Source organism: Ruminococcus sp. AF37-20 (genome assembly GCF_003460465.1).
Classification (GTDB): domain Bacteria; phylum Bacillota; class Clostridia; order Oscillospirales; family Ruminococcaceae; genus Hominimerdicola; species Hominimerdicola aceti.
The window spans coordinates 14,300-40,839 of sequence record NZ_QTVE01000020.1 but is presented as its reverse complement, the minus strand read 5'-3'; the positions used below and the strand labels follow the sequence as shown (position 1 = coordinate 40,839).

General features: G+C 44.6%; 29 protein-coding genes. 24 read left to right on the top strand and 5 right to left on the bottom strand.

Annotated elements, in window-relative coordinates:
• Positions 1-68 precede the first annotated feature (68 nt).
• The gene (locus DW015_RS11080; protein ID WP_117905676.1) at positions 69-1,037 is read right to left on the bottom strand and encodes an aldo/keto reductase; all 969 of its coding nucleotides are present in this window, start codon (positions 1,035-1,037) and stop codon (positions 69-71) included.
• A 207-nt stretch (positions 1,038-1,244) separates the two neighbouring features.
• Here DW015_RS11080 and ylxM point away from each other — a divergent pair, with 207 nt between their 5' ends.
• The 6 genes from ylxM (at position 1,245) to DW015_RS11050 (ending at position 4,502) form a co-directional block, all read left to right on the top strand.
• Positions 1,245-1,640: a YlxM family DNA-binding protein gene (gene ylxM / locus DW015_RS11075; RefSeq protein WP_022286621.1), complete on the top strand. Its 396-nt coding sequence runs from the start codon at positions 1,245-1,247 to the stop codon at positions 1,638-1,640.
• Positions 1,641-1,673: 33 nt separating this feature from the next.
• Complete coding sequence (gene ffh, locus DW015_RS11070) at positions 1,674-3,041, top strand: signal recognition particle protein (RefSeq protein ID WP_022286622.1); 1,368 nt, start codon at positions 1,674-1,676, stop codon at positions 3,039-3,041.
• 67 nt (positions 3,042-3,108) lie between these two features.
• Positions 3,109-3,351 carry a 30S ribosomal protein S16 gene (gene rpsP / locus DW015_RS11065; protein WP_022286623.1) on the top strand — a complete coding sequence of 81 codons (243 nt, stop codon included), beginning with the start codon at positions 3,109-3,111 and terminating at the stop codon, positions 3,349-3,351.
• 113 nt (positions 3,352-3,464) lie between these two features.
• Positions 3,465-3,698 (top strand): KH domain-containing protein, encoded by a 234-nt coding sequence (locus tag DW015_RS11060; RefSeq protein ID WP_022286624.1) that lies wholly within the window; start codon positions 3,465-3,467, stop codon positions 3,696-3,698.
• Positions 3,699-3,752: 54 nt separating this feature from the next.
• Complete coding sequence (locus tag DW015_RS11055; protein WP_242993274.1) at positions 3,753-4,112, top strand: sulfite exporter TauE/SafE family protein; 360 nt, start codon at positions 3,753-3,755, stop codon at positions 4,110-4,112.
• A 33-nt stretch (positions 4,113-4,145) separates the two neighbouring features.
• Complete coding sequence (locus DW015_RS11050; protein WP_147338154.1) at positions 4,146-4,502, top strand: sulfite exporter TauE/SafE family protein; 357 nt, start codon at positions 4,146-4,148, stop codon at positions 4,500-4,502.
• Here the strand turns inward: DW015_RS11050 and DW015_RS11045 are convergent.
• Together DW015_RS11045 and ruvX are read right to left on the bottom strand one after the other, a co-directional pair.
• Positions 4,461-5,321 (bottom strand): metallophosphoesterase, encoded by an 861-nt coding sequence (locus tag DW015_RS11045; RefSeq protein WP_117905674.1) that lies wholly within the window; start codon positions 5,319-5,321, stop codon positions 4,461-4,463. The genes DW015_RS11050 and DW015_RS11045 overlap by 42 nt on opposite strands.
• Positions 5,284-5,715, bottom strand: coding sequence for a Holliday junction resolvase RuvX (gene ruvX, locus DW015_RS11040; RefSeq protein WP_022286628.1), 432 nt, complete (start codon positions 5,713-5,715; stop codon positions 5,284-5,286). Before ruvX ends, DW015_RS11045 begins: the two co-directional genes overlap by 38 nt.
• A gap of 304 nt (positions 5,716-6,019) precedes the next feature.
• On the opposite strand from ruvX, the gene DW015_RS11035 reads away from it, so the two are divergent.
• The 15 genes from DW015_RS11035 (at position 6,020) to DW015_RS10965 (ending at position 19,038) form a co-directional block, all read left to right on the top strand.
• A complete protein-coding gene (locus DW015_RS11035; RefSeq protein WP_117905673.1) occupies positions 6,020-6,736 on the top strand; it encodes a hypothetical protein in 717 nt (238 codons plus the stop codon).
• Positions 6,737-6,865: 129 nt separating this feature from the next.
• Positions 6,866-7,822: a type I phosphomannose isomerase catalytic subunit gene (locus DW015_RS11030; protein ID WP_117905672.1), complete on the top strand. Its 957-nt coding sequence runs from the start codon at positions 6,866-6,868 to the stop codon at positions 7,820-7,822.
• Between the two features lie 10 nt (positions 7,823-7,832).
• A complete protein-coding gene (locus tag DW015_RS11025) occupies positions 7,833-8,078 on the top strand; it encodes a hypothetical protein (protein ID WP_117863539.1) in 246 nt (81 codons plus the stop codon).
• Between the two features lie 28 nt (positions 8,079-8,106).
• Positions 8,107-9,066, top strand: coding sequence for an ROK family glucokinase (locus DW015_RS11020; RefSeq protein WP_117876845.1), 960 nt, complete (start codon positions 8,107-8,109; stop codon positions 9,064-9,066).
• 24 nt (positions 9,067-9,090) lie between these two features.
• Entirely contained in the window at positions 9,091-9,870 is a 780-nt protein-coding gene (locus tag DW015_RS11015; RefSeq protein ID WP_117905671.1) for a hypothetical protein, read from the top strand.
• Positions 9,871-9,885: 15 nt separating this feature from the next.
• Complete coding sequence (locus DW015_RS11010) at positions 9,886-10,404, top strand: hypothetical protein (RefSeq protein ID WP_117905670.1); 519 nt, start codon at positions 9,886-9,888, stop codon at positions 10,402-10,404.
• Between the two features lie 41 nt (positions 10,405-10,445).
• Positions 10,446-12,113 carry a dihydroxy-acid dehydratase gene (gene ilvD, locus DW015_RS11005; protein ID WP_022286635.1) on the top strand — a complete coding sequence of 556 codons (1,668 nt, stop codon included), beginning with the start codon at positions 10,446-10,448 and terminating at the stop codon, positions 12,111-12,113.
• 39 nt (positions 12,114-12,152) lie between these two features.
• On the top strand, positions 12,153-12,632 hold the full coding sequence (locus DW015_RS11000; protein WP_117896427.1) for a hypothetical protein: 480 nt from the start codon (positions 12,153-12,155) through the stop codon (positions 12,630-12,632).
• A gap of 87 nt (positions 12,633-12,719) precedes the next feature.
• Entirely contained in the window at positions 12,720-13,988 is a 1,269-nt protein-coding gene (locus tag DW015_RS10995; protein ID WP_046440457.1) for a dihydroorotase, read from the top strand.
• A gap of 28 nt (positions 13,989-14,016) precedes the next feature.
• The gene (gene pyrF / locus DW015_RS10990) at positions 14,017-14,952 is read left to right on the top strand and encodes an orotidine-5'-phosphate decarboxylase (protein WP_022286638.1); all 936 of its coding nucleotides are present in this window, start codon (positions 14,017-14,019) and stop codon (positions 14,950-14,952) included.
• 21 nt (positions 14,953-14,973) lie between these two features.
• Complete coding sequence (locus DW015_RS10985) at positions 14,974-15,456, top strand: hypothetical protein (protein ID WP_117905669.1); 483 nt, start codon at positions 14,974-14,976, stop codon at positions 15,454-15,456.
• Between the two features lie 17 nt (positions 15,457-15,473).
• On the top strand, positions 15,474-16,247 hold the full coding sequence (locus DW015_RS10980; RefSeq protein WP_117905668.1) for a dihydroorotate dehydrogenase electron transfer subunit: 774 nt from the start codon (positions 15,474-15,476) through the stop codon (positions 16,245-16,247).
• Entirely contained in the window at positions 16,240-17,151 is a 912-nt protein-coding gene (locus tag DW015_RS10975) for a dihydroorotate dehydrogenase (RefSeq protein ID WP_038671065.1), read from the top strand. Before DW015_RS10980 ends, DW015_RS10975 begins: the two co-directional genes overlap by 8 nt.
• Before the next feature lie 145 nt (positions 17,152-17,296).
• A complete protein-coding gene (locus DW015_RS10970) occupies positions 17,297-17,818 on the top strand; it encodes a DUF4358 domain-containing protein (RefSeq protein ID WP_117905667.1) in 522 nt (173 codons plus the stop codon).
• Between the two features lie 17 nt (positions 17,819-17,835).
• Positions 17,836-19,038: a transglutaminase domain-containing protein gene (locus DW015_RS10965; protein WP_117905666.1), complete on the top strand. Its 1,203-nt coding sequence runs from the start codon at positions 17,836-17,838 to the stop codon at positions 19,036-19,038.
• A 164-nt stretch (positions 19,039-19,202) separates the two neighbouring features.
• Here the strand turns inward: DW015_RS10965 and cysK are convergent, their stop codons facing one another.
• Together cysK and DW015_RS10955 are read right to left on the bottom strand one after the other, a co-directional pair.
• Complete coding sequence (gene cysK, locus DW015_RS10960) at positions 19,203-20,135, bottom strand: cysteine synthase A (protein ID WP_117905665.1); 933 nt, start codon at positions 20,133-20,135, stop codon at positions 19,203-19,205.
• Between the two features lie 164 nt (positions 20,136-20,299).
• Positions 20,300-21,013 (bottom strand): acyl-ACP thioesterase domain-containing protein, encoded by a 714-nt coding sequence (locus DW015_RS10955; protein WP_117905664.1) that lies wholly within the window; start codon positions 21,011-21,013, stop codon positions 20,300-20,302.
• 390 nt (positions 21,014-21,403) lie between these two features.
• Here DW015_RS10955 and DW015_RS10950 point away from each other — a divergent pair, with 390 nt between their 5' ends.
• The 3 genes from DW015_RS10950 to DW015_RS10940 all read left to right on the top strand — a co-directional run bounded on the left by DW015_RS10950 (position 21,404) and on the right by DW015_RS10940 (position 26,412).
• On the top strand, positions 21,404-22,222 hold the full coding sequence (locus DW015_RS10950; RefSeq protein WP_117905663.1) for an AraC family transcriptional regulator: 819 nt from the start codon (positions 21,404-21,406) through the stop codon (positions 22,220-22,222).
• A gap of 160 nt (positions 22,223-22,382) precedes the next feature.
• On the top strand, positions 22,383-25,067 hold the full coding sequence (locus DW015_RS10945; RefSeq protein WP_117905662.1) for a glycosyl hydrolase family 59: 2,685 nt from the start codon (positions 22,383-22,385) through the stop codon (positions 25,065-25,067).
• Entirely contained in the window at positions 25,060-26,412 is a 1,353-nt protein-coding gene (locus DW015_RS10940) for an MATE family efflux transporter (protein WP_117905661.1), read from the top strand. Before DW015_RS10945 ends, DW015_RS10940 begins: the two co-directional genes overlap by 8 nt.
• Positions 26,413-26,540 lie beyond the last annotated feature (128 nt).

The following is a 26,540-nucleotide window of genomic DNA, read 5'->3' as shown; positions in this document are numbered from 1 at the left end:
ATAAATTTTCTTTTGAATCTTTGTCTAACTTTTTGGGGTCAGTTCAGTCAATGCAGAGTGCTTTTATTTTATATCATATTTTCAAGGAAAGCCACTGTCTTTGGATCGTATGTAAGATCCTGCGCTTCCATATCCTCGTCAAGCTGCCACAGCTTTGTTACTGCGAAAACTGACGATACAAAAAACGGCTGGCTGTTCAGATAGCCGAGGGTTATCTTTGCCGGAGTGTCCCCCGTCTGCTCGCTGAGCTGTTTTACCTTTGCAAGTCTTGCAAGATTAGCAGGACCTGCATACTGTCCCTCAGGGAGATTGTTTGCAGCGTCGCCCTTTGCAAGCTTTGCAAAAAAGCCCTTTGCCTGCGGAGAGAATGCCATAACAGGAAAATCATGCTTCTTGTACCAGCGGAACTCCTTTGTATCCATACAAACAAGAGTATTGTCGCCAAAAGTTTCAACGCTTGAATGTGCAAGGCTGTAGTTTATCTGACTGATCCTGATAGGCTCCATACCGTTTTCCTTTGCAAACTTATTTGCTTCCTCTATCCTCTGAGTTGTCCAGTTTGAAACGCCTATAAAATGTATCTTTCCGCTCTCATAAAAATCATTGAGAACCGGCATTATCTCTTCCACAGGTATCTTTGGATCGTCACGATGAAGAAAATAAATATCCACATAGTCAACGCCCAGCACTCTCAGGCTTGCTTCAAGATCCTTCGTAAGCTCTTCCCTGCTAAGACGGCTTTCGTCCATATGACCCATTTCAGGGTGACCGCCCTTTGTGGCAATACAAATTTTATCACGATTGTTTCTGGCTTTGAGCCATCTGCCTATTACGCCCTCGCTGGAATCGTGACCATTCTCCAGCCAGTCGCAGTAAACTCTTGCGGTATCGATACACCAGCCGCCAAGCTCTACATATTTGTCGAGAAACTCAAAATACACATCGTCACAATCGTTTCTCTCAAAACCTGCCGCACCAAAAGTCAGGGCAGGGACTTTCATTTCATATCTGTCGTTTTTCAACACATAGCTTATCATATACTCTTCCCCCTTGGCATACAATTTCCTATACTATTTATAATCACTATGTCTGTCAATTAATAATTATACCATATAAAAAGGACTTTTTCCACAGAATTTTGTTAAATTTTATTTTTTCATAAAAACCCCTTGACAAGTCGGTAAACTTGATATATAATTGTAAAGGTTTATGACTTTACAGAAATCCATTAGGAGGTAAGCGGTATGAGTAAAAATTTGCAAAACAGCGTTTTGCTCGACTTGTATGGCTGCCTGCTCACTGATAAACAAAACGAGATCATGGATCTTTATTACAATGACGATCTGTCGTTGGGAGAGATCGCCGCTCAGCTAGATATCTCAAGACAGGGCGTTCATGACGCTATAAAAAAATGTGAAACTGCAATGGCTGATTATGAAGAAAAGCTGGGTCTGCTAAAACAGCAGGAGGCTTATCTGGCAGAGCTTAAAGAGTTCAAGGCTCAGGCTATGGACGTTTTTAACGAGTGTAAAAAAAAGAATTATGCGAGAGATATCGCCGAAAAGGTGATAGTGCTTCTTGAAAATCTCGATTCTAAGCTTGATGAATTTGACAACGCAGAATATACCGAAGAAGAATAGATATAGATAAAAAAATTATACGGAGGACAGCTTATGGCGTTTGAAGGACTTTCAGAAAAACTAAACGGCGTGTTCAAGCGTCTTAAATCAAGAGGTAAACTTAGCGAAGCCGATGTAAAAGAGGCAATGCGTGAAGTTAAAATGGCTCTGCTTGAGGCTGACGTTAGCTACAAGGTAGTAAAGGATTTTATTGCCAAGGTAACAGAGAGAAGCGTTGGCGAGGAAGTGCTGAAGAGCCTTACTCCCGGTCAGCAGGTCATAAAGATAGTTAATGACGAGCTTATAAAGCTCATGGGCGAGGCTAACTCGAAGATAAACTTCCCTAACAAGCCGCCTTGCATCATAATGATGTGCGGTCTTCAGGGTTCAGGTAAAACAACACACGCTGCAAAGCTTGCGAAGATGTTCAAGAAAGAGGGCAAACGTCCTCTGCTTATAGCAGCCGACGTTTACAGACCTGCGGCTATTGAACAGCTGAAGGTTGTGGGAGAGAGAGCCGAAGTCGCAGTATTTGAAATGGGTCAGATAGACCCACGAAAGATAGTAAAAGAGGGTATCAAGCACGCCAAGGATTACGGCAATGACCTTGTTATCATAGATACGGCAGGACGTCTTCACATTGATGAGGAGCTTATGAACGAGCTTAAAGACATCAAGAAGATCGCTGAACCGAACGAGATAATGCTCGTTGTTGACGCTATGATCGGTCAGGACGCTGTAAAGGTTGCTTCAAGCTTTGACGAGGCTCTTGGTATCGACAGCGTTATCCTTACAAAGCTCGACTCTGACACAAGAGGCGGTGCGGCGCTTTCAGTGCTTGCTGTAACAGGTAAGCCTATCAAGTTCGTTGGTATGGGCGAAAAGCTTGACGAGTTTGAGGCTTTCCACCCTGAGAGAATGGCTTCAAGAATACTTGGCATGGGCGATATGCTCACACTTATCGAAAAGGCTACTCAGACAGTTGACGAAAAGGACGCCAAAAAGCTTGCAGAAAAAATGCAGGAAAAGGGCTTTGACCTTAACGACTTGCTTGAGCAGATGAAGCAGATACAGAAAATGGGTTCCATGAAGTCTATTATCAGAATGCTTCCAGGCGCAAACAAGGTAACGGACGAGCAGGTGGAGCAGGGCGAGGTTCAGCTGAAAAAAACTGAGGCTATGATAAATTCAATGACAAGGGCTGAAAGAGAAAAGCCTGCGATCATTGACCCTAAGAGAAAAAGACGTATCGCTGCCGGAAGCGGCACACAGGTATCTGACGTAAATCAGCTTCTTAAGCAGTTTGAACAGATGCAGAAAATGATGAAGCAGTTCGGTATCGGCGGAAATCTTCACGGAAAGAAATCCAGAAGAAACAGAGCGGCACTTCTCAAAGGACTTGGCGGCGGAATGCCGCAATAGTTGATAAGCTATCAGCAATCAAGTGATTGATTTGATATATGAAGTTTTTTATGGAGGTGAAAATACAATGGCAGTAAAGATCAGACTCAGAAGAATGGGTGCTAAGAAGGCTCCTTTCTACAGAATCGTAGTTGCTGATTCAAGATATCCAAGAGACGGACGTTTCATCGAAGAGCTGGGCTACTATGACCCAACTAAGGAACCTTCTGTACTCAAAGTTGACGACGAAAAGGCAAAGTCTTGGATCGCTAACGGTGCACAGCCAACTGATACAGTTAAGGCTCTTCTCAAGAAGAACGGCACTATCTAATAGCTGACAAGACAATTCAGACGGTGAGCTGCTTATCCCACCACTTCGCTTGCCGTTTTCGGCGGGGAAAACGCTTCCCTGCCGCATTTTCGTGGGAGAATGGAGATATTTTTATGAAAGAATTACTCGAAACTATAGTTTCTGAGCTTGTTGAAAACAAGGACGCTGTTGAGGTCGTTGTTGACGAGCCTAACGCAGAGGGTATCGTGGTTTATCATCTTCACGTTGCTCCGGACGATATGGGCAGAGTTATCGGCAAGCAGGGCAGGATCGCAAAGGCTATCAGAGTCGTAATGCGTGCCGGTGCTTCCCGTGTGGATCAGAAAATAATGGTAGAGATAGACTGATAGTTCAGTGAATAAATCATCACCCCGTACAGATAATAGTATGGGGTGATTTTTTTGCGTATAAATAAAAAATACTTCAATGCGCTCACAGGTATAGCCGTGGGGATATGCAACGGATTTTTCGGCTCGGGCGGAGGGATGATAGCAGTGCCTATGCTTGAAAAAGGCGGCAGTGAGCCAAAAAAAGCTCACGCCACGTCCATTGCCATAACGCTGCCGCTGTCTGTCATAAGCGGACTTGTATATTTCAAGGGCGGAAGCCTTGACTTTTCGCAGGCAGTGAAATTCATACCACTTGGGATAGTTGGTGCGGCAGTGGGTGCAATGCTCATGAAAAAGCTTTCAAACAGCCTGCTAAAACGTATTTTCGGCGCACTTATGATAATTGCAGGCGTGAGGATATTTATGAAATAGGGTGATATTACGGCTTGGTATACCATATGTGCGGTGGCTTTTCTCACCGGTATCTTTGCTTCCATGGGTCTTGGGGGCGGAATGGTGCTTATAGTTTATCTGACGGTCTTTGCAGGCTTTTCGCAACTAGCGGCGCAGGGGATAAACCTTGTGTTTTTTATCCCTATCGCAATAATAAGCCTTGTGCTTCACACGAAAAACAAGCTTGTGGAATGGAAAAAAGCCGTTCCCGCAGTTTTGTGGGGAACGGCTGCTGTTATTATATCAGCATGGCTTGCAAACAGGATAGAGCAAAGCCTGCTTTCAAAAACTTTCGGTATTTTCCTTATCCTAATGGGAATGAAAGAGTTATTTTTCAAGAGTGAAAAGCACGAGTTCAAAAGGGTCTGAGAAACGCTGTGTCCATCCACTATTACCTACTCCTCTTGACACCACAAGGGTCGTATCGTTCACGCTGTAAGTGCCGTCGGTGTATTTCGGGAACAGACCCTGACCAGGTGCATAAAGACCATTCACAAAGGGAAGCCTTATAAGTCCGCCATGTGCATGACCTGTGAAGTCGATATCAATATGCGTACCATACTGCACTGCCGTTTTGCTGAAATAGTTGCAATCCTCAGGATAGTGGTTTAGCAGTATGACAAAATCCTCTGTGACCTGAGAAAAAGCCTCGCTGTCATTTTCCATATTGTCAAAGCCCAGCAGACTTACAGTATCACCATTTCGTGTGAGTGTGGTATGCTCGTTATAGAGGACGTTTACACCATAGCTTTCACAGCCTGCAACAAACTTTTCCCTTTCCTCCTGAGAAAGATTATATTCGTGGTTGCCCATAACAAGATAGACAGGACATATGTCAGGGAGCTTTTTCATAAACTCAAGGGAACGGTCAACATCGGGGTAGATCTGATCTACGCTGTCCCCTGTAACAAAGATATAGTCAGGCTCGCAGTCTTTGACCTTTTCCGTCAGCCTATCTATATAGCCTTTGCCCCACTCATTGTGGAAGTCTGATATCTGAACTATCTTACAGCCCTCGAAGCCCTCAGGTAAGTTATCAAAATGCGCTGACAGCTTTTTGACCTCGATATAGGTATTAGACCACACAAAATCGGCTAATATCATTACTGCAAGCACTATTATCACTATGATGATATTTCTTTTCTGCTTTTTAGTCAGCCTGCTTTGCTTTTTTTCTTCTGTATTCAAGATAGCCCTCCAAAATTATCGTTGCGGCAACTGTATCTACAACAGCCTTTCTTGCCTTTCCCCTGACGTTTGTTTCGTTAAGGATATTGTGTGCTGTGACAGTTGTGGAACGCTCGTCCCACATTCTCACCGGCAGGTCGGTACGCTCTTTCAAAAGCTCGGCAAACGCCCTGCACTTCTCTGCTCTTGGGCCTTCCGTGCCGTTCATGTTTATAGGCAGACCTACTATTATCTCACCTGCACCGTATTCAGCCGCTGTCTGAGCCGCCTTATCTGCAAGCCTTTCGGCGTTTCTCTCAGGAACAGTGCCGATAGGAGAAGCAAGAAACTCAGAGCGGTCGCTTATTGCGAAGCCTGTTCTTGCGTCACCATAATCTATTGCCATTATTTTCATTTTGCGCACCTCTATATCAAGACTTTTCTTATCATTATATCATAACACTGTCTGTAAAACAAGTCCTAAAGCAGGATTTTGGGAATTAAACTGCAAAAAGCACAATGCAGAAGAGCTCTCTGCATACCATTTGCTTAAAAAAGTAAAATAGTTCCTTAAATACTGTGATTATTTGTGCATTATGGTTATTGATTTTTATTTTTTATTATGTTATAATGCTTTATTATCAGAGGGTATGCACAAATATCAGGGTTAAGTTTTGTGCAAAATTATATTATATAAGAATTTGAAAGGAAAAAGAAAAATGAAGAAATTTTTATCAGTAGCAATGTCTGCTATCATCGCCTGCGCTTCAATATTCTCATGCACACTGACAGCTTTTGCAGAAAACGCAGAAACAGAAGACGTTACTATCGACTGCTCTTCCGCAGAGACTTGTAGCAATTGGAAACAGTCTATCACTGTCGATCAGGCAACTTTCAACGCAACAAGGCTTACAAAGGATTCAGAGATAATCGTTACATTCAAGAGCGAGGAAATAAACGAAAAGGCAGGAAACAAATTCAATGCTGAGCTTATTTTCCAGAGCTGGGACAACACCACTACATCAGCCGCTCAGGACGGTGCGGTATGGGCAAAGGTAGCACCTGTGAAGTTTGACGATTCATCAGCTACATATGATTTTGAATCTATCGCAACTGCATACGGCACGGACGATTTCAGTCAGGTATACAACATCATAATCGGCGCAACTGACAGAGCGAAGATAACAGTAACAGGCATAACGGTAACGAACTGCAAGACAAAGACTTATGCAGAAAAGGAAGAAAAAGACTCAAAGGGAACAAACCCTATTATCATAGTTATTGCGATCATCGCAGGAATTGCTATCGCAGTTGTGGTAATTGTGATAATCATGAACAAGAAGTCAAGCGAAGCCTTTGACGTAAGCACCGGCAAGTTCGTTGACAAGAAAAATCTTTTTGATGAGCCTAAGAACGGTGAGGACGAGAAGAAATAAAAAATAACGCTATCAGCAGGAGGACGAGCAGTTCGTTCTCCTGCTTTTTTTATACCAGAAATATTGACTTATAGACGGAGTTATGGTATTATATTAAAAGGTATATTTAATAATTGGAGGCTATATAAAATGTCAATATTTAAACTTGATCCAGCATTTAAGGACTACATCTGGGGCGGTACCAGACTTAGAGATGAGTACGGCAAAAAGTGCGATTATGATAAGGTCGCAGAAAGCTGGGAGCTTTCTTGTCATAAGGACGGTCCAAGCGTTGTGGCTGACGGCGAATACAAGGGTCTGACACTCAACGAGTATATCGAAAAGGCAGGCAAGGGCGTTCTTGGCAAGAACTGCGAAAGATTTGAGAACTTCCCTATTCTTATTAAGCTCATTGACGCTAAGGACAATCTTTCTGTACAGGTACACCCTGACAACGAGTACGCAATGAGAGTTGAAGGCGAATACGGCAAGACAGAAATGTGGTATGTTGTTGACTGTGACGAGGGTGCAACTCTTCTCTACGGTTTCAAGCACGAGATAACAAAGGAAGAATTTGCAAGAAGGATCGCTAACAACACGCTTCTTGAAGTAACAAACGCTGTACCTGTTAAGAAGGGCGACGTTTTCTTCATCAAGTCAGGCACGCTCCATGCTATCGGCAAGGGTATCCTTATTGCTGAGATACAGCAGAACTCAAACACTACATACAGAATTTATGACTATGGCAGAGTTGGCAAGGACGGCAAGCCTAGAGAGCTTCACGTTGACAAGGCTCTTGACGTAACAAAGCTTGCTCCTGCTGAGCAGTATCCTGAGACACCTGTTGAGAAGAAGGACGGCTATGACATAAAGCTTCTTTCAAAATGCGAATACTTCACAACATACAGGGTGAACGTTGAAACAAAGGCTGAGCTTGACGCTGACGAAAACAGCTTCAACAGTATTCTTGTTCTCGAGGGCGAGCCTGTTATCAGCGGTGGCGAAACTGTTTCTGCAAAGAAGGGCGAAAGCGTATTCATTTCAGCAGGCACAGGCAAGTATACTGTTGAGGGCAAATGCACATTCGTACTCACAAAGATAGACTAAGGTGAGATAAATGCTTAAACTTGACCTGAAAAAGGAGATAGGTGAGCTTGGCGCACTTGTGATCGCTCTTATTATCGGATTTGTGGCAAGCTCATTTTGGATAGGTCTTATCAGCTTTGTAGTGCTGGAGCTTGTGTATCTTCTGGTATATGACGCCATAGCAAAAAAGGCTGAGGCCCAAAAGCCAAAAGAGGAAAAGGAAGAGATAAACTTTCACGAATATGACGATGACACTGAGAGCGATAACGCTCAGTAAGCTCAGAAAATAAAAGGGAGAAATTATTATGAAGTATTACATTGGTATTGATCTTGGCGGAACTAACATCAAAGCAGGTGTTGTAAATGAAGAATTTGAGATAATCGCAAAGGCTACCTGCAAGACCAATCTGCCAAGACCTGCAGAGGAGATCTGCGAGGATATGGCTAAGGTCGCTTTGGAAGCTGTAAAGAACGCAGGGCTGGAGATAGAGCAGATAGAGTCTGTAGGTATCGGCACACCTGGCACTGCAAATTCTGACACGGGTGTTATCGAGTATTCAAACAACCTTGGTTTTCTTAACTTCCACGTTGTTGACCTTATGAAGAAGTTTATCGACAAGCCTTGCTATGTTGAGAACGACGCTAACGCTGCGGCATACGGCGAGTATGTTGCAGGTGCAGCAAAGGGTGCGAACGACGCTGTTTGCATCACTCTCGGCACAGGCGTTGGCGGAGGAATAATCATTAACGGAAAGATATATTCAGGCTTCAACTTTGCAGGTGCTGAGATAGGTCACACTGTTATCGACCCTAACGGTCCGCAGTGTACTTGCGGCAGACACGGCTGCTTTGAGGTATTCTCTTCTGCAACAGGTCTTGTAAGAATGACAAAAGAGGCTATGTTTGAGGACAAGGACTCTATCATGTGGAAAATGAACGAAGAGGATGGCAAGGTATCTGCAAGAACTGCGTTCAACGCCATGAGAGCAGGCGATAAGGCCGGCAAGGAAGTTGTTGACAAATACATAAAGTATCTTGCTTGCGGAATCACAAACACAATAAACATCTTCCAGCCTGATATTCTCTGTATCGGCGGTGGCGTATGCAACGAGGGCGACCCTCTGCTTTTGCCACTGAAAGAGCTTGTGGCTAAGGAAGTCTACACAAAGAACTCAGAAAAGAACACTGAGATAGTTATTGCAAAGCTTGGAAATGACGCAGGCATAATCGGTGCGGCATTCCTTGGACTTTCACACAAAAAGTAATAAAAACATAAAGGGGTATTCAAAATGGGATTTTTCGACAAGATATTAAAAGGTGCTGTAGACGCTATCGACAACGCTGCGGCAAAAAACGGCAACGGTCCGACAGGACTTAAAGACCTGTTCAATCAGGCTATGGACAAGAAAAACGAGGCTATAAACGGCTCTTCAAGCACTTCCACTGCTTCAAGCACAAGTTCAAGCAAGAGAAGCAATTGTGCTTATACAAGACCGACATACTCCACACCGCAGGAAGTTCTTGACACAGCAAGTATCCCTGCAAAGCCGTCAAGAGAGATAACCTATGAGATATTCGACGGCAAGGACGCAGAAATAAGGGTGAAAGTATCATTTGACCTGAGCGGTGATTTCATCGAAACAGAATGTGACTTTGATTATGGCGCAATGTATCTGCCAAACTGTGATGATGATTTTGATGACAATTACTCTGACAGCAATACACCTTATTTTGAAATGGTAAGTGCGCCTGATGACGAGATATACTATATGATAGATAAATGTCGAAATGGCGGCACGCCTGACAATGCAATGATGTTCCTGCGTGTTGATGACATGGGGTCTAGGATACAGTTCAAAGCCAAGGTGAAAAACAGGTTTGGCAAGATAGAGTATTTTTATAACTGTCAATTCCATGATGAGTTCAACCCCCAAAGCTACATCGGCGTATGTTACAATGCTGATGTTGTTGGTACTCCACTTGAGAAAAAGCTTATGGCTGCTGTTGACGAAGCGGCACGCACATTCCGCAGAGAAGTAGTTGAAATAGAGGACAGACCATTCCGCTAAGGAGGACAAAACAAAATGAAGTTCAGTATAATAGGATTTATACCTACTTTGCTTTTGCTGATACCTGCGGTGATAGCCTGCTTCAAGACACCTGCCGACAAGCCTGAGCTTGAGGACGAGAACATTATCGTTTTCATTGCAAAGTGTGTGGGCAGATTTGGCTGCATAGGCTATATGTGCCTTGCTATCGGAGATTACGAGGTAGGCTTTTCAAGCAAGCTGCTTTTCATAATATGGGCTGTTGTTGCACTGCTCGTTATCGCACTTTATTGGGTGCTTTGGATAAGGCATTATAAAAAAGGCAATCATTTTGAAGATATTTACGGCACTGGGATCCCGCTTTTCATTATCCCTGCGGCATTCGTGCTTGTAACAGGTATCTTCTCAATGAATTTTATGCTTATCATATTCTCAGTGCTGGATATCGTTTGCGAATACTGCTCTGCATACGGTGTAAGAAAGCGTCTGCACCCTGCAAAGACAGAGGAAAGCTCAGACGAGGCTGAAACAAAAGAAAATGAGGACGGAGAATAATACCGCTCTCAGTAATATATTTTTCAAAAGAGGTAATAAAAATGGCGTGTAATTATTTTTGTGATGGAGTAGACAAAGCTCCACAGAGATCACTTTTCAATGCTCTTGGCATGACAAAGGAAGAAATGGACAGACCTCTCGTTGGTATCGTATCTTCATATAATGAGATAGTTCCCGGTCACATGAACATTGATAAGATAGTTGAAGCTGTTAAAATGGGCGTTGCAATGGCAGGCGGAACACCTGTTGTATTCCCTGCTATCGCTGTTTGCGACGGTATCGCTATGGGTCACATGGGAATGAAGTATTCTCTCGTTACCCGTGACCTTATTGCAGACTCAACAGAGTGCATGGCTTTGGCTCATCACTTTGACGCTCTTGTTATGATACCAAACTGCGACAAGAACGTTCCCGGTCTGCTCATGGCAGCCGCAAGAGTAAACGTTCCTACTATTTTCGTATCAGGCGGTCCAATGCTGGCTGGTCACGTTAAAGGCAAAAAGACTTCCCTTTCAAGTATGTTCGAAGCTGTTGGTACTTACAACGCAGGCAAGTTTACTCTTGATGACGTTGAGGAATTTGAGAACAAAGCCTGTCCGACCTGCGGAAGCTGTTCAGGTATGTACACTGCAAACTCTATGAACTGCCTTACAGAAGTTCTTGGCATGGGTCTTAGAGGAAACGGCACTATCCCTGCTGTATATTCTGAAAGACTCAAGCTTGCAAAGCACGCAGGTATGCAGGTAATGGAGCTTTACAAGAAGAACATCAGACCAAGAGATATCATGACAAAGGACGCTTTCATCAACGCTATCACAGCTGATATGGCGCTTGGCTGTTCAACAAACTCAATGCTTCACCTCCCTGCTATCGCTCACGAGTGCGGAGTAGAGCTTGACCTTGACTTTGTAAACGAGATATCAAAGAGAACGCCAAACCTCTGTCACCTTGCTCCTGCCGGTCACACATACATGGAAGATCTCAACGAAGCAGGCGGAGTTTATGCAGTTCTCAGTGAGCTTAACAAGAAAAACCTTATCAACACAGACTGCATGACTTGCACAGGCAAAACTGTCGGTGAGAACATCAGCGGCGTTGTAAACAAGAACCCTGAGCTTATCAGACCAATAGACAATCCATACTCACAGACAGGCGGAATCGCAGTTCTCAGAGGCAATCTTGCTCCTGACACCTGCGTTGTAAAGCGTTCAGCCGTTGCACCTGAAATGCTTGCCCACGAGGGTCCTGCAAGAGTATTTGACTGCGAGGAGGACGCTATCGCTGCTATCAGAGGCGGCAAGATAGTTGAGGGCGACGTTGTCGTTATCCGTTACGAGGGACCAAAGGGCGGTCCTGGAATGAGAGAGATGCTCAATCCTACATCTGCTATCGCAGGCATGGGTCTTGGCTCAACTGTTGCACTTATCACTGACGGACGTTTCAGCGGTGCTTCAAGAGGTGCTTCTATCGGTCACGTTTCACCTGAGGCAGCTGTAGGCGGCCCTATCGCTCTGGTTGAAGAAGGCGATATGATAGCAATAGATATTGACAACTGCTCTATCACACTTAAAGTATCTGACGAGGAGCTTGCTGAAAGAAGAAAGAACTGGAAACCAAGACAGCCAAAGGTAACAACAGGCTATCTTGCAAGATACGCTTCACTTGTAACTTCGGCAAACAGAGGTGCTATACTTCAGATAAAGGACTAATATCCGACACAAAATAGTAAGGGAGAAAGGCGGAATAATATGAAAAAATTCATTTCAGGCTTGCTTGGAATACTCTTTGTAGTTCTTGTAGTAGTAGGTGTTTTCATCTGCACATATGTATTCAATCAGCCGTCAAGATCAGGCGATTCAAGAGAGCTTATCTCTGGAACATGGACAGATAAGGACGCAAACATCACTTTTGAGTTCTCTGACGAGGGCGATTTCACTATCACTCACGCTGATGACAAATCAGTTATCGCAAAGGGCTGGTTTAAAATTCAGGAGGACGGGGGAAGCGGAAAGATACAGCTTCTTGTAAATCCGTCTGACAGAGATACAACTGTTGATATCGGTCTGAGAATGAAGTTCTTCTCGACTATTTCCTACAAAAACCTTTCTGTACCGTCTGAGGACGAGGGCGACAAGGTCGCTACCTGCAAGTTCATCTTCCAGAACTCTGACGGAGTTTACTCTTGCGAGAGAAAAGACTCTGACGGCTCATTCTATGACGGCAAATAACGAATTTTCAAGGGCTACGGCTGAACGATATGTTTAGCCGCAGCTTTTGTGCAGTAAAGACTTGATTAAGATAAAAAAGGAGTAAAAATGGAGCTACTGATCAAAAATATCCGTGCCTGCGACCCGCAGACAGGGCTTGACGGTATAACGGACATAGGCATTGACGGAGGAAAGATAGTCAGCCTTGGAAAAACTGACGAGCATGCTCAGAGAGTTATCGACGCAAAGGGCAAGCTTTGTGCATTGCCTGGGCTTTTCGATATGCACGTTCACTTTCGTGACCCAGGTCTTACCTACAAGGAGGACATCATCACAGGTGCGAACGCCGCAAAGGCTGGCGGTTTCACGGGCGTCGCTTGTATGCCGAACACAAAGCCGCCTATCGACTCCCCTGAGGGCGTGAAATACGTTTTTGAAAAGGCAAAGAAAACAGGTATCGACGTTTTCCCTATTGCCTGCGTTACAAAGGGCATGAAAGGTCAGGAGCTTTGCGACTATGACGCACTCAAAGCCGCAGGAGTTACCGCCATTTCAGATGACGGCAGACCTGTTGAGAACGCTGAGCTTATGCGTCAGGCTATCGAAAAGACTAACGAGAACGGTCTTATCGTGACTTCTCACTGCGAGGACTTGAAGATAATAAACGGTGGTATCATCAATAAGGGCGAGATATCCGAAAAGCTTGGAGTAAAGGGCATGGACAGAGCCTCTGAGGACTATATCACAGCCCGTGAGATATGCCTTGCAATGAGCTGCAATGCGAGAGTTCACATATGCCACGTTTCCACCAAAGGCTCTGTGAACATCATAAGAGCGGCGAAAAAGGACGGCGTTAAGGTCACCTGCGAAACTGCTCCACACTATTTCACATTCACAGATGAAAAGCTTTTAGCCCGTGACGCAGATTTCAGAATGTCGCCTCCACTTAGAACTGAGGAGGACAGGGCGGCTGTTGAGGAAGCTGTTCTTGACGGCACTATCGATTGCATCATCACCGACCACGCTCCACACTCCGCAGAAGAAAAGGCTGACTTTGAGAAAGCTCCAAACGGTGTTGTGGGACTTGAAACTTCCCTTGCAGCTACGCTTACAAAGCTTTATCACAGCGGCAAATGCGGTCTTGACAAGATAGCAGAGATAATGTCGGTAAATCCGAGAAAGATAATGGGACTTGAGCCTATCAAGATAGCAGTTGGCGAAAGATGCGACCTTTGTATCTTTGACCCTGACTATGAATGGGAAGTTATCCCTGCGGAGCTTAATTCAAAGAGCAAAAACAGCGTGTTCAAAGGCACAAGGCTCAAAGGCAAGGTAATGTACACAATATGCAGAGGAAAGCTCGTTTTTGAGCTTTAATATAAAAATATCCGAAAGGAAGATAAAAATGGCATTTGACAGACTTATTGAAAATATCGTAAAGACACAGAACCCGTCAGTAGTGGGGCTTGACCCAAAGCTTGACTATGTTCCTGAATACATCAAGGAAAAGAAGTTCAAGAAATACGGCAAGACGCTCAAGGGTGCGGCAAAGGCTATATGGGAGTTCAACAAGACTATAATCGACGAGATACACGATATCTGCCCTGCTATCAAGCCACAGGCTGCATACTATGAAATGTATGGCTACGAGGGTGTAAAGACCCTTTACAAGACTATACAGTATGCAAAGGAAAAAGGTATGTTCGTCATGACAGACGGAAAGAGAAACGATATCGGCGCAACTATGGAAGCTTACGCAACCGCACATCTTGGTCTTACAGATGTTGGCGGTGAGCTTGTGGAGGCTTTCGGAGCAGATGCTCTCACTGTAAACGGTTATCTCGGCTCAGACGGTATAAACCCGCTTCTTGACCAGTGCAGAAAATATGACAAGGGCATTTTCGTTCTTGTAAAGACTTCAAACAAGTCAAGCGGCGAACTTCAGGATCTTATGATAGGCAACAAGACAGTTTATGCCACAATGGGCTCAATGTGCGAGCTGTGGGGCAAGGACGTTATGGGCAAGTATGGCTACAGCGGTGTTGGCGCAGTTGTGGGTGCGACTTATCCTGAGCAGCTTGCTGAAATGAGAAAGGCTCTGCCGCACACATTCTTCCTTGTACCGGGCTACGGCGCACAGGGCGGCGGTGCTGAGGGCGTATCAAAGGCATTTGACGATCACGGACTTGGTGCTATAGTGAACTCCTCCCGTGGCGTAATGTGTGCTTACAAGAAAGAGGATAACTGTGACGAGCATGATTTTGCAAAGGCTGCAAGACGTGAAGTTATCAGAATGAAAGAGGATATAATCTCATATCTGCCAAAGATCACACTTGAATAAACACTAAAGGAGTGACTGAGTATGACAGCAAAGGGCGTTATATTGTTTACAGCGACGGTGGGAGCATTGCTTTTATGCTCCTGCGCAAAGAACGAGGATACAAGCTCTTTGACGGAAAGTCAGCAGGAGCAAAGCGATTTTCCAAGATGTATCGTAGGCGAGTGGAAATGCCAAGAAACGCCCCTTGACAACAGCGAGCTTTATTCGGGCTATCTCAGCCTTATTATCCGTTCAGACGGCAACTATCTCATGTATGACGCAGAAGCAGGCAATCCCTGCTTAAAAGGCACTATCGAAATGGACGGCGACGATCTTGATCTTATCTTTGTTGACGACAGCGGAGTGGATTTTGCGCCGCCTGCCGGTTGGGAGAATATGTCCAAAAGGCAGGAGATAGGCTATTTTGCTGACTCTTACACGCTAAAGCTTACTTATACTGATAATGATAACTCGGTCACTCTCGTTTTTGATGCGGTGAACGCTCCGAATGAAGTAAAGAACTAATACAGGGAGGATTTTTAATGTACAAGCAGGGTAAATACCCAATAGTTTCAAAAAAGACCCTTGCAAAAGGAATTTTTGACATTGAGATATGCTGTCCGCACATTGCAAAGGCGGCAAAGGCAGGACAGTTTGCACAGGTGCAGGCAGAGGGCTTTTTCCTCCGCAGACCTATCTCTATTTGCGATATCAACAAGGACAAGGGTACTATCCGCCTTGTTTTTGAGGTAAGAGGTCACGGCACTGACAAGATAAGCGAGCTTAACAAGGGCGACCTTGTTGACATTATTGCTCCGCTGGGTAACGGCTTCAAGGTGCTTGAAAAGGGCAAAAAAGCTGTCTGTATCGGCGGCGGCATCGGCACGCCTCCAATGGTGGGCATTGCAAAGGAATACGGCGAGAACGCCACTGCTATAAGCGGTTTCAGAAACGCTGCGGCGGTCATTTTGCAGGAGGACTTCAAGGCCATGGGCTGTGACGTCAAGCTTTGCACTGACGACGGCTCGGCAGGAAGAAAGGGCTTTGTGACTGACGCACTTCTTGACGTGCTTAAAAGCGAAAAGCCTGATATCGTTTATGCCTGCGGTCCAATGATAATGCTGAAAAATATCACAAAGATATGTGAAGAAAACGGCATTTACTGTCAGGTATCTCTTGAGCAGAGAATGGCTTGCGGCGTGGGTGCGTGTCTTGTATGCGTATGCCGCACTGTCAAGGACGGTCAGGAGTTCAATTCTCACGTCTGCAAGGACGGCCCTGTATTCGACAGCGAGGAGGTAGTGTTTGATGAATAGGATAAATGTGAATTTCTGCGGAGTTGAGTTCAAAAACCCTGTTATCCCTGCAAGTGGCACGTTCGGCTACGGCAGAGAATACGAGCAGTTCTATCCACTTTCAAAGCTGGGCGGAATATCCGTAAAAGGCACTACGCTTCACCGCCGTGAGGGCAACCCCGGTCCGAGAGTTGCGGAAACTCCAAGCGGTATGCTCAATTCTGTTGGACTTCAAAACGGCGGCGTTGACAAGTTCATAAACTACGAGCTTCCAAACCTTGTAACAAAAGACACAAGGATAATAGCAAACATAGCAGGCTCAACTATTGAAGAATGTGCAGAGCTTGCAGAAAAGCTCAACGGCACGGCTGTTGACATGATAGAGCTTAACATATCCTGCCCGAACGTAAAGCAGGGCGGAGCGGCTTTCGGCACTGACTGCAACGTTGCAGGTGCGGTCACAAAGGCTGTAAAGGACGTTACGGAAAAGCCTCTTATGGTAAAGCTTTCACCGAACGTTACAAGCATTGTGGACATTGCAAAGTCTGTTGAGGCAAACGGTGCTGACGCTGTTTCCCTTATAAACACGCTTCTTGGTATGCGTATCGACATAAAGACACGCCGTCCGATACTTAAAAACAACGTGGGCGGACTTTCCGGTCCTGCGGTGTTCCCTGTTGCCGTAAGAATGGTATGGCAGGTTGCAAACGCTGTTAAAATACCTGTTATGGGCATGGGCGGTATCGCCACATGGGAAGACGCCATTGAAATGATGATGGCAGGCGCAGGTGCTGTTCAGGTAGGTGCGGCAATATTTGCTGACCCTTATGCACCTGTGAAGATAGCCGAGGGTATGCAGAAATTCTGCGAAGACAACGGTATAAACAACATCTCTGAGATAGTCGGCACTGTTAAGCCTTGGTAATAACATAGTAAAATATCCGCCTTTTTACAGGGCGGATATTTTTATGGTATTTTTTCTTATGAATTTCTTAAATCCATTGAAAACAGCTTGCAAAAGTGCTATAATTTAAGTCGTCAGGAAAGGCTGACAGAGAAAGGGGAAAGATATGTTTCTTAGAATACTTTGCGTGATAACATCTGCACTTACAGTTCTTACCACGCTTTCAATGACATCATGCGGAGCAGACAACGCCATTTCGTCTGAGGCTTCCGAAAGTGCTGTTACATCTACGGCAGACAGCGGTAAAACTGCAAAGGATATCCTTTCGGCAATAGAGGGCGACCACATGGACGCTTCGACTTTTTACGGTGAGGACAGCTTCACAAAGAATACCGAAAAGCTTTATGGTATAGAAGCCGACAAGCTCAGCGACGGAGGAATACTTTACTCTTCTGACGGCAATTATGCTGACGAGATATCAATGCTCAAAATGGCTGACGGAAGCAGTGCAAAAAGCCAGCTTTCAGACAGGCTGAGCTACAGACTTAATCAATATGAAAACTACAAGCCTGAAGAAACAAAGAAAATACAGGCGGCAAAGATATTTCAGGCCGGAGATTACTGGGTGCTTGTTATCTCTGACAATGCTGACGAAATATCTGACGAGATAACAGACATGATAAATTAAAAAACGGAGGAAAGAAAATGACAACAGCGAAAAAAATACTTACCCTTGCACTTTGTCTGACCTGCCTTACAGCGGGTATGACAGGCTGTGCAAAAGATAAAAGCAGTTCTGATACTAAAATTGCTAAAAGCACATCATCACAATCAGAAAGCAGCGACAGCGAGAAGATAAAAGAGCTTAGCGACAAGCTTGAAAAGCTGGAAAAAACTCTTTCTAACATTCTGGGTGAGGATATATTTGATCCCGCAGACGGTGACGGCAACGTAAACGGTGAGATACACCCTATCTATGATGATACGGCAGTGGTTGAAGCTTACAAGTCGGGTGACGATTCAAAGCTTACTGACGATAAAGACAAATACATACTCAAAGAGCTTAAAAAGGCTGTAGGTGAGATAATCAAAGACGGCATGAGCGAATATGACAAGGAAAAGGCTGTTTATGATTATGTGTTCTCTCAAACCCACTTTAATGACGATTCTCTTGTGGCGATATCTGATGAAAGTGAAGATGACGAGTCATACAATCCTTACGGATTTTTTCATGACCACTCTACTATCTGTGTAGGAAACGCAACAACAATAAAGCTGTTTTTTGACGTTCTGGGTATCGACAGCAAGATAATACACTCAACAGAAAACGGCGAACACGCTTGGAACGTTGTGAAGATAGATGGCAAATGGTATCACCTTGATGTGACATTTGACGGCGGCAATGAAGCTCCTGACTACGCATACTTCAACGTACCTGACACTGCAAAGGACGACGGCTCTTATCCTTGGAACAAAGAGGACTTCCCTGAATGCACTGCCACTGACGATTGCTACATATGCAAGAATGCCAAGAAGCTTGACAGCGTTTATGATATACCAGAGCGCATAAAGGAAGCAATGTCAGACAAAGAAAAAACTGTATATATGTCACTGGACGTACCGGATGGTGCAGGCAGCACTGCTGTTGCGGAGCAGGTCACAAACATAATATCAAACTTTTACATTGACGATTACAACATCTCTTCCACGCCTGTTATTGACGCAGGGGACAAGGTTTGCTTTGGAATTTCTGTAAACTCGGCAGATGATGACGATTCGGATAATTCTTATGACACAGACAATGCACTCGGCATTGATTACGACAAGCTTTCAAAGGCATTCTCAGATGCTCTCGGAATAGATTATGAGTATGAGCCTGATCATTCTGATAATAACATAATGGGTTAAAGCTTATAAGGGGATTCTTTAATAAAAGCCGCAGGGCATACAGCGTAAAAACTGTATGCCCTGCGGCTTTTTATATCGGATTTGATCGAAGAAAGCTTGTTCATTGGGTCACACGTCAGCTTGCCTGACTGTCTGCCCTTTTCCGATTTTATATGTTTGAGAAATCAGTTCTCGAAAAGTGCTGTTGAAAGATATCTCTCACCTGTATCAGGGAGAAGTGCAACAATAGTCTTGCCCTTGTTCTCGGGTCTCTTTGAAAGTATCTCGGCTGCTTTAAGTGCTGCACCTGATGAAATACCAACGAGGATACCCTCTGTTTTAGCGAACTTGTTGCCTGTCTTGAAAGCGTCCTCATTCTCGATAGGGAGGATCTCGTCATAAACCTTTGTATCGAGGACGTCAGGAACAAAGCCTGCGCCGATACCCTGAATTTTGTGTGGACCTGATTTGCCCTGTGAAAGAACAGGTGAAGTTGCAGGCTCTACTGCAACTATCTTAACGTCAGGGTTCTTAGACTTGAGATACTGACCAACGCCTGTTACTGTTCCGCCTGTGCCAACGCCTGCAATAAAGATGTCTACCTTGCCGTCTGTATCTTCCCAGATCTCAGGACCTGTTGTTGCAAAGTGAGCGGCTGGGTTTGCCGGGTTTACGAACTGACCGAGAATAACTGAGTTCTCGATCTCGCCCTTAAGCTCGTCAGCCTTCTTGATAGCACCTGTCATGCCCTTTGCGCCTTCTGTGAGAACTATCCGAGCGCCATATGCCTTAAGAAGATTTCTTCTTTCGATACTCATTGTTTCAGGCATTGTAAGAATTACTTTGTAGCCCTTTGATACGCCCACAGCCGCAAGACCGATACCTGTGTTTCCTGATGTAGGCTCTATAATAGTTGCACCCTTTTTGAGAACGCCCTTCTTCTCAGCTTCCTCGATCATTGCAAGTGCAACTCTGTCCTTAACGCTTCCTGCCGGGTTGAAATATTCAAGCTTTGCAAGGATAGTTGCGTCAGCCTCTACTGCCTTTTCAAAATTAACTGCTTCGATTATTGGAGTTTTTCCGATAAGCTCCGAAACGCCCTTATAGATCTTTGACATTTTAATCTACCTCCGATATGAAAATTATTTTATGCGGTTTTCTGTACCGCTTATGTTTGCTATGGTTATACTATATCACTTTATTCCTACTATGTCAATAGGATTAATATGCTTTCTGCGTTTTATACAACAAAGTCAGCTTATTGCGAGTTTCGATTTGTGCATTATGACCTATAATCATACTCAGTAATGCAATATGGCTTATTATTTTCATCGCAAAGCTCCACAAATTTTCTGCCCTCATCGGTATAAACAAGAGCCTTTATTGCTTTACCACGCTTCAAGGGATTTTTATATTCCACACGGATACGCTTCACAGCAGACTCGTTTTCCACAAACTCGTCTGTTATGTCAAGATATCTCGCATTATTGACGTGTTCGTTCATGTCGATATAGCATTTCAGCACCGGGATATCCTCATACACCTGTGGCTCAGTATCAGGCAGGGCTATCTTTCTTGGAAGATACTCCATATCAAGCTTTGGATAGAGCTTCACCCTATCAACAAGCTCCTGTGGAACTTTTATAGGCCGCTGAGAGGTCTTGTCCATGAAAGCGCCAGAAGCTATAGACTTCACGCAGATATAACCGTTTTCGTTATATATAACTGTGTTTCTGTAGCCATACATTCTTTTTAGCTCATAGGTCCATGTTTTGACGGTGAGCTTTTCGTTCTGCTCAGGTCTGCGGACGATATCAAGCTGTCTTGACACAAGAAACATGACGCAGTTTTCTTTCTCAAAAAAAGGCGACATAACAGGGTGAGTGTCAAGGTGGATAACAGAGCAATCCTGCAAAAGGTCAACAAGGCAACTATTTCTTATTATGCCATGCGAACCTATCTGGCTGCAATTTACAGTGCGTTTCATTTCATACATATTGCTTTCCTCCATTCTGCTATATGATAATTATACAACTTATTGTCGCTTTTTTCAACAGCGAAACAGTTAAAAATGTTAGCAAGCATAATATTACTGCAAGTCTGAGTATGTTGTTATTGATGTTTCGGAGAATTAAATAGCAGGACAAAGCAAAAGGGTCAGCGAAAATGCTGACCCTTTAGTCTGTATCAGGGCTTTGAATGCTTTTCTATCGTGATTTTTTTCCAAAATGTTCATCTGCCTTTCGGGCGTTCGCTGTGTCGAAAAACGCTGTGTATAAAAGTTTAGCACAATGTTTACCCGTAGTCAAGCACCGAACTATTGACAAATCGCACTTGTGGATATATAATTTACCATGAAACTACACTTTGAAAAGGAGGTGCGGCAGTGACAAAGGTCATATATCCTGTTATCGGCAGGCAGACTACCCTGCCCTTTTATCTCACCGGAATAGGCATTTCCGACCCTGAATTTCACGTCACAAGGGACAAAGGGCTTGTTTCACATCAGCTTCTTTTTACCTCAGGGGGCGAGGGCAGACTAATTGTCGGGGGAGAAGAATTTGTGCAGACAAAAGGCTCGGCATTTTATCTGCCCCCTAGCGTTCCGCATGAATATTATCCTGCAAATGGGAATTGGATAACAAACTGGATAGTTTTCCGTGGTGAATTTGCGGGGCAAATGCTTGCAAACCTTGGCTTTGACAGCTTTAGATTCTCCCCTGAGATAAACACCCAAAAACCTGCTCAGCTTTTTGAGCGAATTTTAGTTGCCGCTGCCGACCCTGTGAATTGTGGCGAAAAAACTTCCGCACTTGTGTATGAATATATCCTTGCCATGAGGACTGCAATGCTTTTCCCTGACAGCCGAAACAACGTGGGAAGCATTACAAGGCAGGCACTTTTGTATATTGACAGCCGATACATGGAGGATATTACCGCAGAAACACTTGCAGGACTTTCGGGGGTGTCAGTACAACATTTTTGCCGTGTTTTTAAAGCAGAAACTTCAATGCGTCCCCTTGAATATATTGCAAAACGACGTATCTCTCAGGCAAAATCTCTGCTTCTTAACACCGACTCTGACATAGGCGACATAGGCAAGCAGGTGGGCTATGAGGACAGAAACTATTTCAGCATCGTTTTTAAAAAGCTGGAGGGCGTTTCGCCAAGAGAATACCGTCGTTCAAGAGGAACAGGTTTGTAATAATATTTTAAGCTTTATTAGAATTTTCTTAGCATATTTCAAAGCAAAATGTTCGTATCTTAATAATATGCAAAATATTTCAGATTGACCATACACTCCTTTAAGCTTATAATTGTCATAAGAAAACAAGAAGCCATGCTTTATGCAAGGAGGATAATTTATGACGATACTAAAAAGGAGTGCGTCAATGGTGTCAGCATTGGTCATGATGATATCTAGCGCAGGCGCTTACAATTGCAGTGCGGAGGGAACAACGGTGAACGATAGCAATACAAATAATACAAGAGAGATAGTTATTGACGGAACTACGGCTCAGCTCAAAGAAAATATGCGCTACAGGGGTGCAGGCATGGTGAGCGCAAACAACTCATCAAGGCTTCTGTTGGATTACAAGGCTGAACACCCTGAGGCATATAAACAGATAATGGAGTATATGTTTGGCAAAGAGGGTATCGGCATTACTCACCTTAAGTTGGAAATGGGTGCGGATATAAACTCATCATCAGGCACAGAACCGTCTGTAATGAGAACAGAGGACGAAAAGGCTGACGTCACAAGAGGTGCGGCATACCAGCTTGCCGCTGACGCAAAGAAGATAAATCCTGACCTCACATTGGATATGCTTTGGTGGAGCGAACCAAAGTGGGTATCTGACGCTTCAGACGTTTATGCCGCAAGATACAAATGGTATAAAAGCACCCTTGACGCCGCTTATGAAACATATGGACTTGAATTTGACTATGTAAGTGCAGTACAGAACGAACGTGGTGCTGACCCTGAATGGGTAAAATATCTTTCCTCACATCTCAAAAGTGAAAAAGGCACCCCTTATGACTACTCAAAGATAAAGATAGTCGGTGGAGAAGAGGTCTGCACATGGGGCTTTGCTGACAGAATGTATGAGGACAGCGAACTTATGAACGTTGTTGACGTGGTGGGAAGCCATTACACAAGCGAGTCCACCGAGAACGCACAGAAGCTTGCATATGAAGAAAACAAAGAGCTTTGGTTCAGCGAAGCAAGCTCGCCAATGGCATATGCTCAGGGCACATACAGATATGACGGCTCAGGTCTGACAGGCATAAACGGCACCCTTGATATTGCAAACAGAATAATCGGAATGTATCCAAACGGCAAAATGACACTATATGAGTATCAGCCTGTTGTATCGGCATACTATGACGGCGCTTGCTACTGTCAGAAACAGCTTATCTCAGCCTGCGACCCTTGGAGCGGTTATTATATGCTTGACAGCGGATTTTATATGTCTCTGCATTTTTCGCAGTTCATTGAAAAAGGCTGGGCGTTTGTTGACAGCGGCTGCTACAGCGACGGCAAAAAAGGCGGTGACGGCCACGCTATCGTCGACGCAGTTTACAGCTATATGACCGCCACAGACACAGAAACAGGCGATTACAGCACTGTTATCACAAACACTACAAGCGAGCCTATACAGTATGACCTCAAGGTATCAGGACTTGACAAGGCGTCAAGCAACGTGAGCGTATGGGAAACAAGAGGTCCTGACAGCATTGGTGGCAGCTATGATGATAATTATTTCAAGAAAACTGAGGATATAACCCCTACAGAGAACGTCGGAGCTTATACATACTCTGTGACAGTGAAGCCAAATTCTATTGTGACAATTTCTACTGTTACGCCTAAGCGCACAGAATACAAAAACGCTGACGAGAGCGAACGCACTATTTTGAAGCTTCCATATACGGACGATTTTGAGTATGCAGGCTATCCTGAGAATTATCTTTCATCAAGGGGCAATGCGCCAAGATACACAACAGATCAGGGCGGTGCTTTCGAGGTGGAAAAGACCGACAAGGGCAATATGCTAGTTCAGCAGATAACGGCTGACATGAAAGCCAACGAGTGGGGCTACACCCCAGAACCTGTGACTACATTTGGTGACGACAGGTGGTATAACTACTCTGTGAACGTTGACGCTGCTTTTGCGGCTTCGCAGGACGCAGGATCAAACTATGTGGGTGTTGGTCTGAGATACACGCTTGGCTGCAATTCATACAGTGGCTATTGGATAAAGCTTTATGAGAACGGAAGCTGGGAGCTTAAAGCAAATGACAGCACTCTTAGCAGCGGAAGCATAGACGGCTTTGACGGCACTGCTTCTCACAAGCTTAAAGTCGAGGTTGTAAACAACGTTATCCGTGGATATATTGACGAAAACATGGTGGCTGAATACACTGTGAACGAGGGCGAATCCCTTATCAGCGCAGGCAGAGCGGCACTTTTCAGCTCATACAACAAAAACAGCTTTGACAACTTCTCTGCTGAACCTGTAGAGGGCAGTGACACATATGTGACACGCTATGATGAAACAGACTCTTGCTTCACTTTTGAGGGCAACTGGGAACACAACCTTATGAGCAGTTTCAAAAATTACAAACGCACCTCATCAAAAGGCGCAGAAGGCGACTCCTTCACAGTAAGCTTTGAGGGAACAGGCTTTGCGCTTTCAGGTGAAACAAGAGAAAACGCTATACTTGGGGTATCAATAGACGGAGGCGATGAACAGCTTGTGACAGTTTCAAGGACAGGTCAGCGTGAGATATCATGTCATTTTGAAGGCTTGTCTGAGGGCGCTCACACCGCAAAGGTAACCATAAAATCAGGTAAATATACAATTGACGCTATGCAGATAACAGGCGGAAATATACCATTTGAGCAAGAAAAGCCTGCGAAATCTGAAAGCACTAAGTCAGGCAAAAGCAAGCTTCCTATAGCCGTAGGCGCAGGCGTTTGCGCTGCTGCGGCAGTTGGTGCGGTAATATACGGCATAGTGAGAAAGAAGCGTAAGGAAAATAATGACTAAAATAAGCAGAACAACAGACATGACACAAGGCAGTGAAATGCGGCACATAATAATGTTTTCACTGCCACTGCTTGCAGGAAATCTTTTGCAGCAGACATACAATATAGTGGACACTATGGTGGTGGGGCGTTATCTTGGCGATGACGCCCTTGCCGCTGTTGGTGCTACAGGCTCTATCACTTATCTTTTTTACACCCTTTGCATAGGGCTGTCGGTGGGTGCAGGAATAATTGTCGCACAGTATTTCGGTGCAGGCAAGAAAAAAGCCCTGCGGTCGGCAGTGTTCAATTCGGCGCTTGTTACGGCTATATTCGGCATTGTAATAAGCCTTTTATCCGTGCCTGCCGCAAGACCTATACTGGAGCTTTTGAAAGTTCCTGACAAGCTTATCGGAGATTCTGCGGCGTATATGCAGATAGCCTGCGGCGGAACGATAGCGGTGGCAGCATACAACTGGATAAACGCCATAATGAGGGCTTTGGGCGACTCAAAAACACCGCTGATATTCTTAGGTGCAGCAAGCTTGCTAAACGCCCTCCTTGACCTGCTTTTCGTGGTGGTATTCAAATTTGGCATAGCAGGTGCGGCATGGGCGACAGTACTTACACAGGCACTTTCCGCCATTTCTTGTATTGTGTACTGCTTTGCAGTGAGCGGAGAGATAAAGCTCACCGCCGACGATCTGCACGCCGACAAGGACATGATGAGCCGCTGTGTGAAAACAGGCGTGCCTATCGCCATACAAAACGGACTTATCTCGGTATCAATGGTGGCTCTCCAGCGTGTGACAAACGGCTTTGGCGAAACGGTCATGGCGGCATACACAGTTTCAATGCGTATCGAACAGTTCGTTCAACAGCCTTTTTCTTCACTTAATGCGGCGGTTTCAACATTCACAGGACAGAATATCGGTGCAGGAAAAGAAAAACGTGCGCAGAAAGGTCTTGCTTGTGCAATAAAAATATCGGTGATATTCTCGGCAGTGGTGCTTGTGCTGTTCACACTGTTCGGTGGAGCGATAACATCTTGGTTTGTCAAGGGCAAGACTGTTATAAGCATATCGGCAAAAGCGCTTATCATAACCTCACTTTTCTACTGGTCGCTGGGTATTATCCACACCACAAGGGGCTTTTTGAACGGCGCAGGCGACACAAACTATGCACTTGTAAACGGCATGGCGGAGGTAATATGCAGGATAGGTCTTTCACTTATCCTCACAAGGATAGCTTTCATAGGCTATTGGGGCATATGGTACACCACCGCCGCAACGTGGTTTGTGACCGCTATGGTGAGCCTTTTAAGATACAAGGGCGGAAAATGGAAGCTTCATGCCATAGTGAAATAGATTTTCATAACTGCTGTACCGATTGGGTGCGGCAGTTTTTTTTAGTTGAAACAGTTTCACATTATATATGAAATATTCATATGAAACCACATTGATTTTTCATAGTGCTGTGGTATAATAAAATAAAA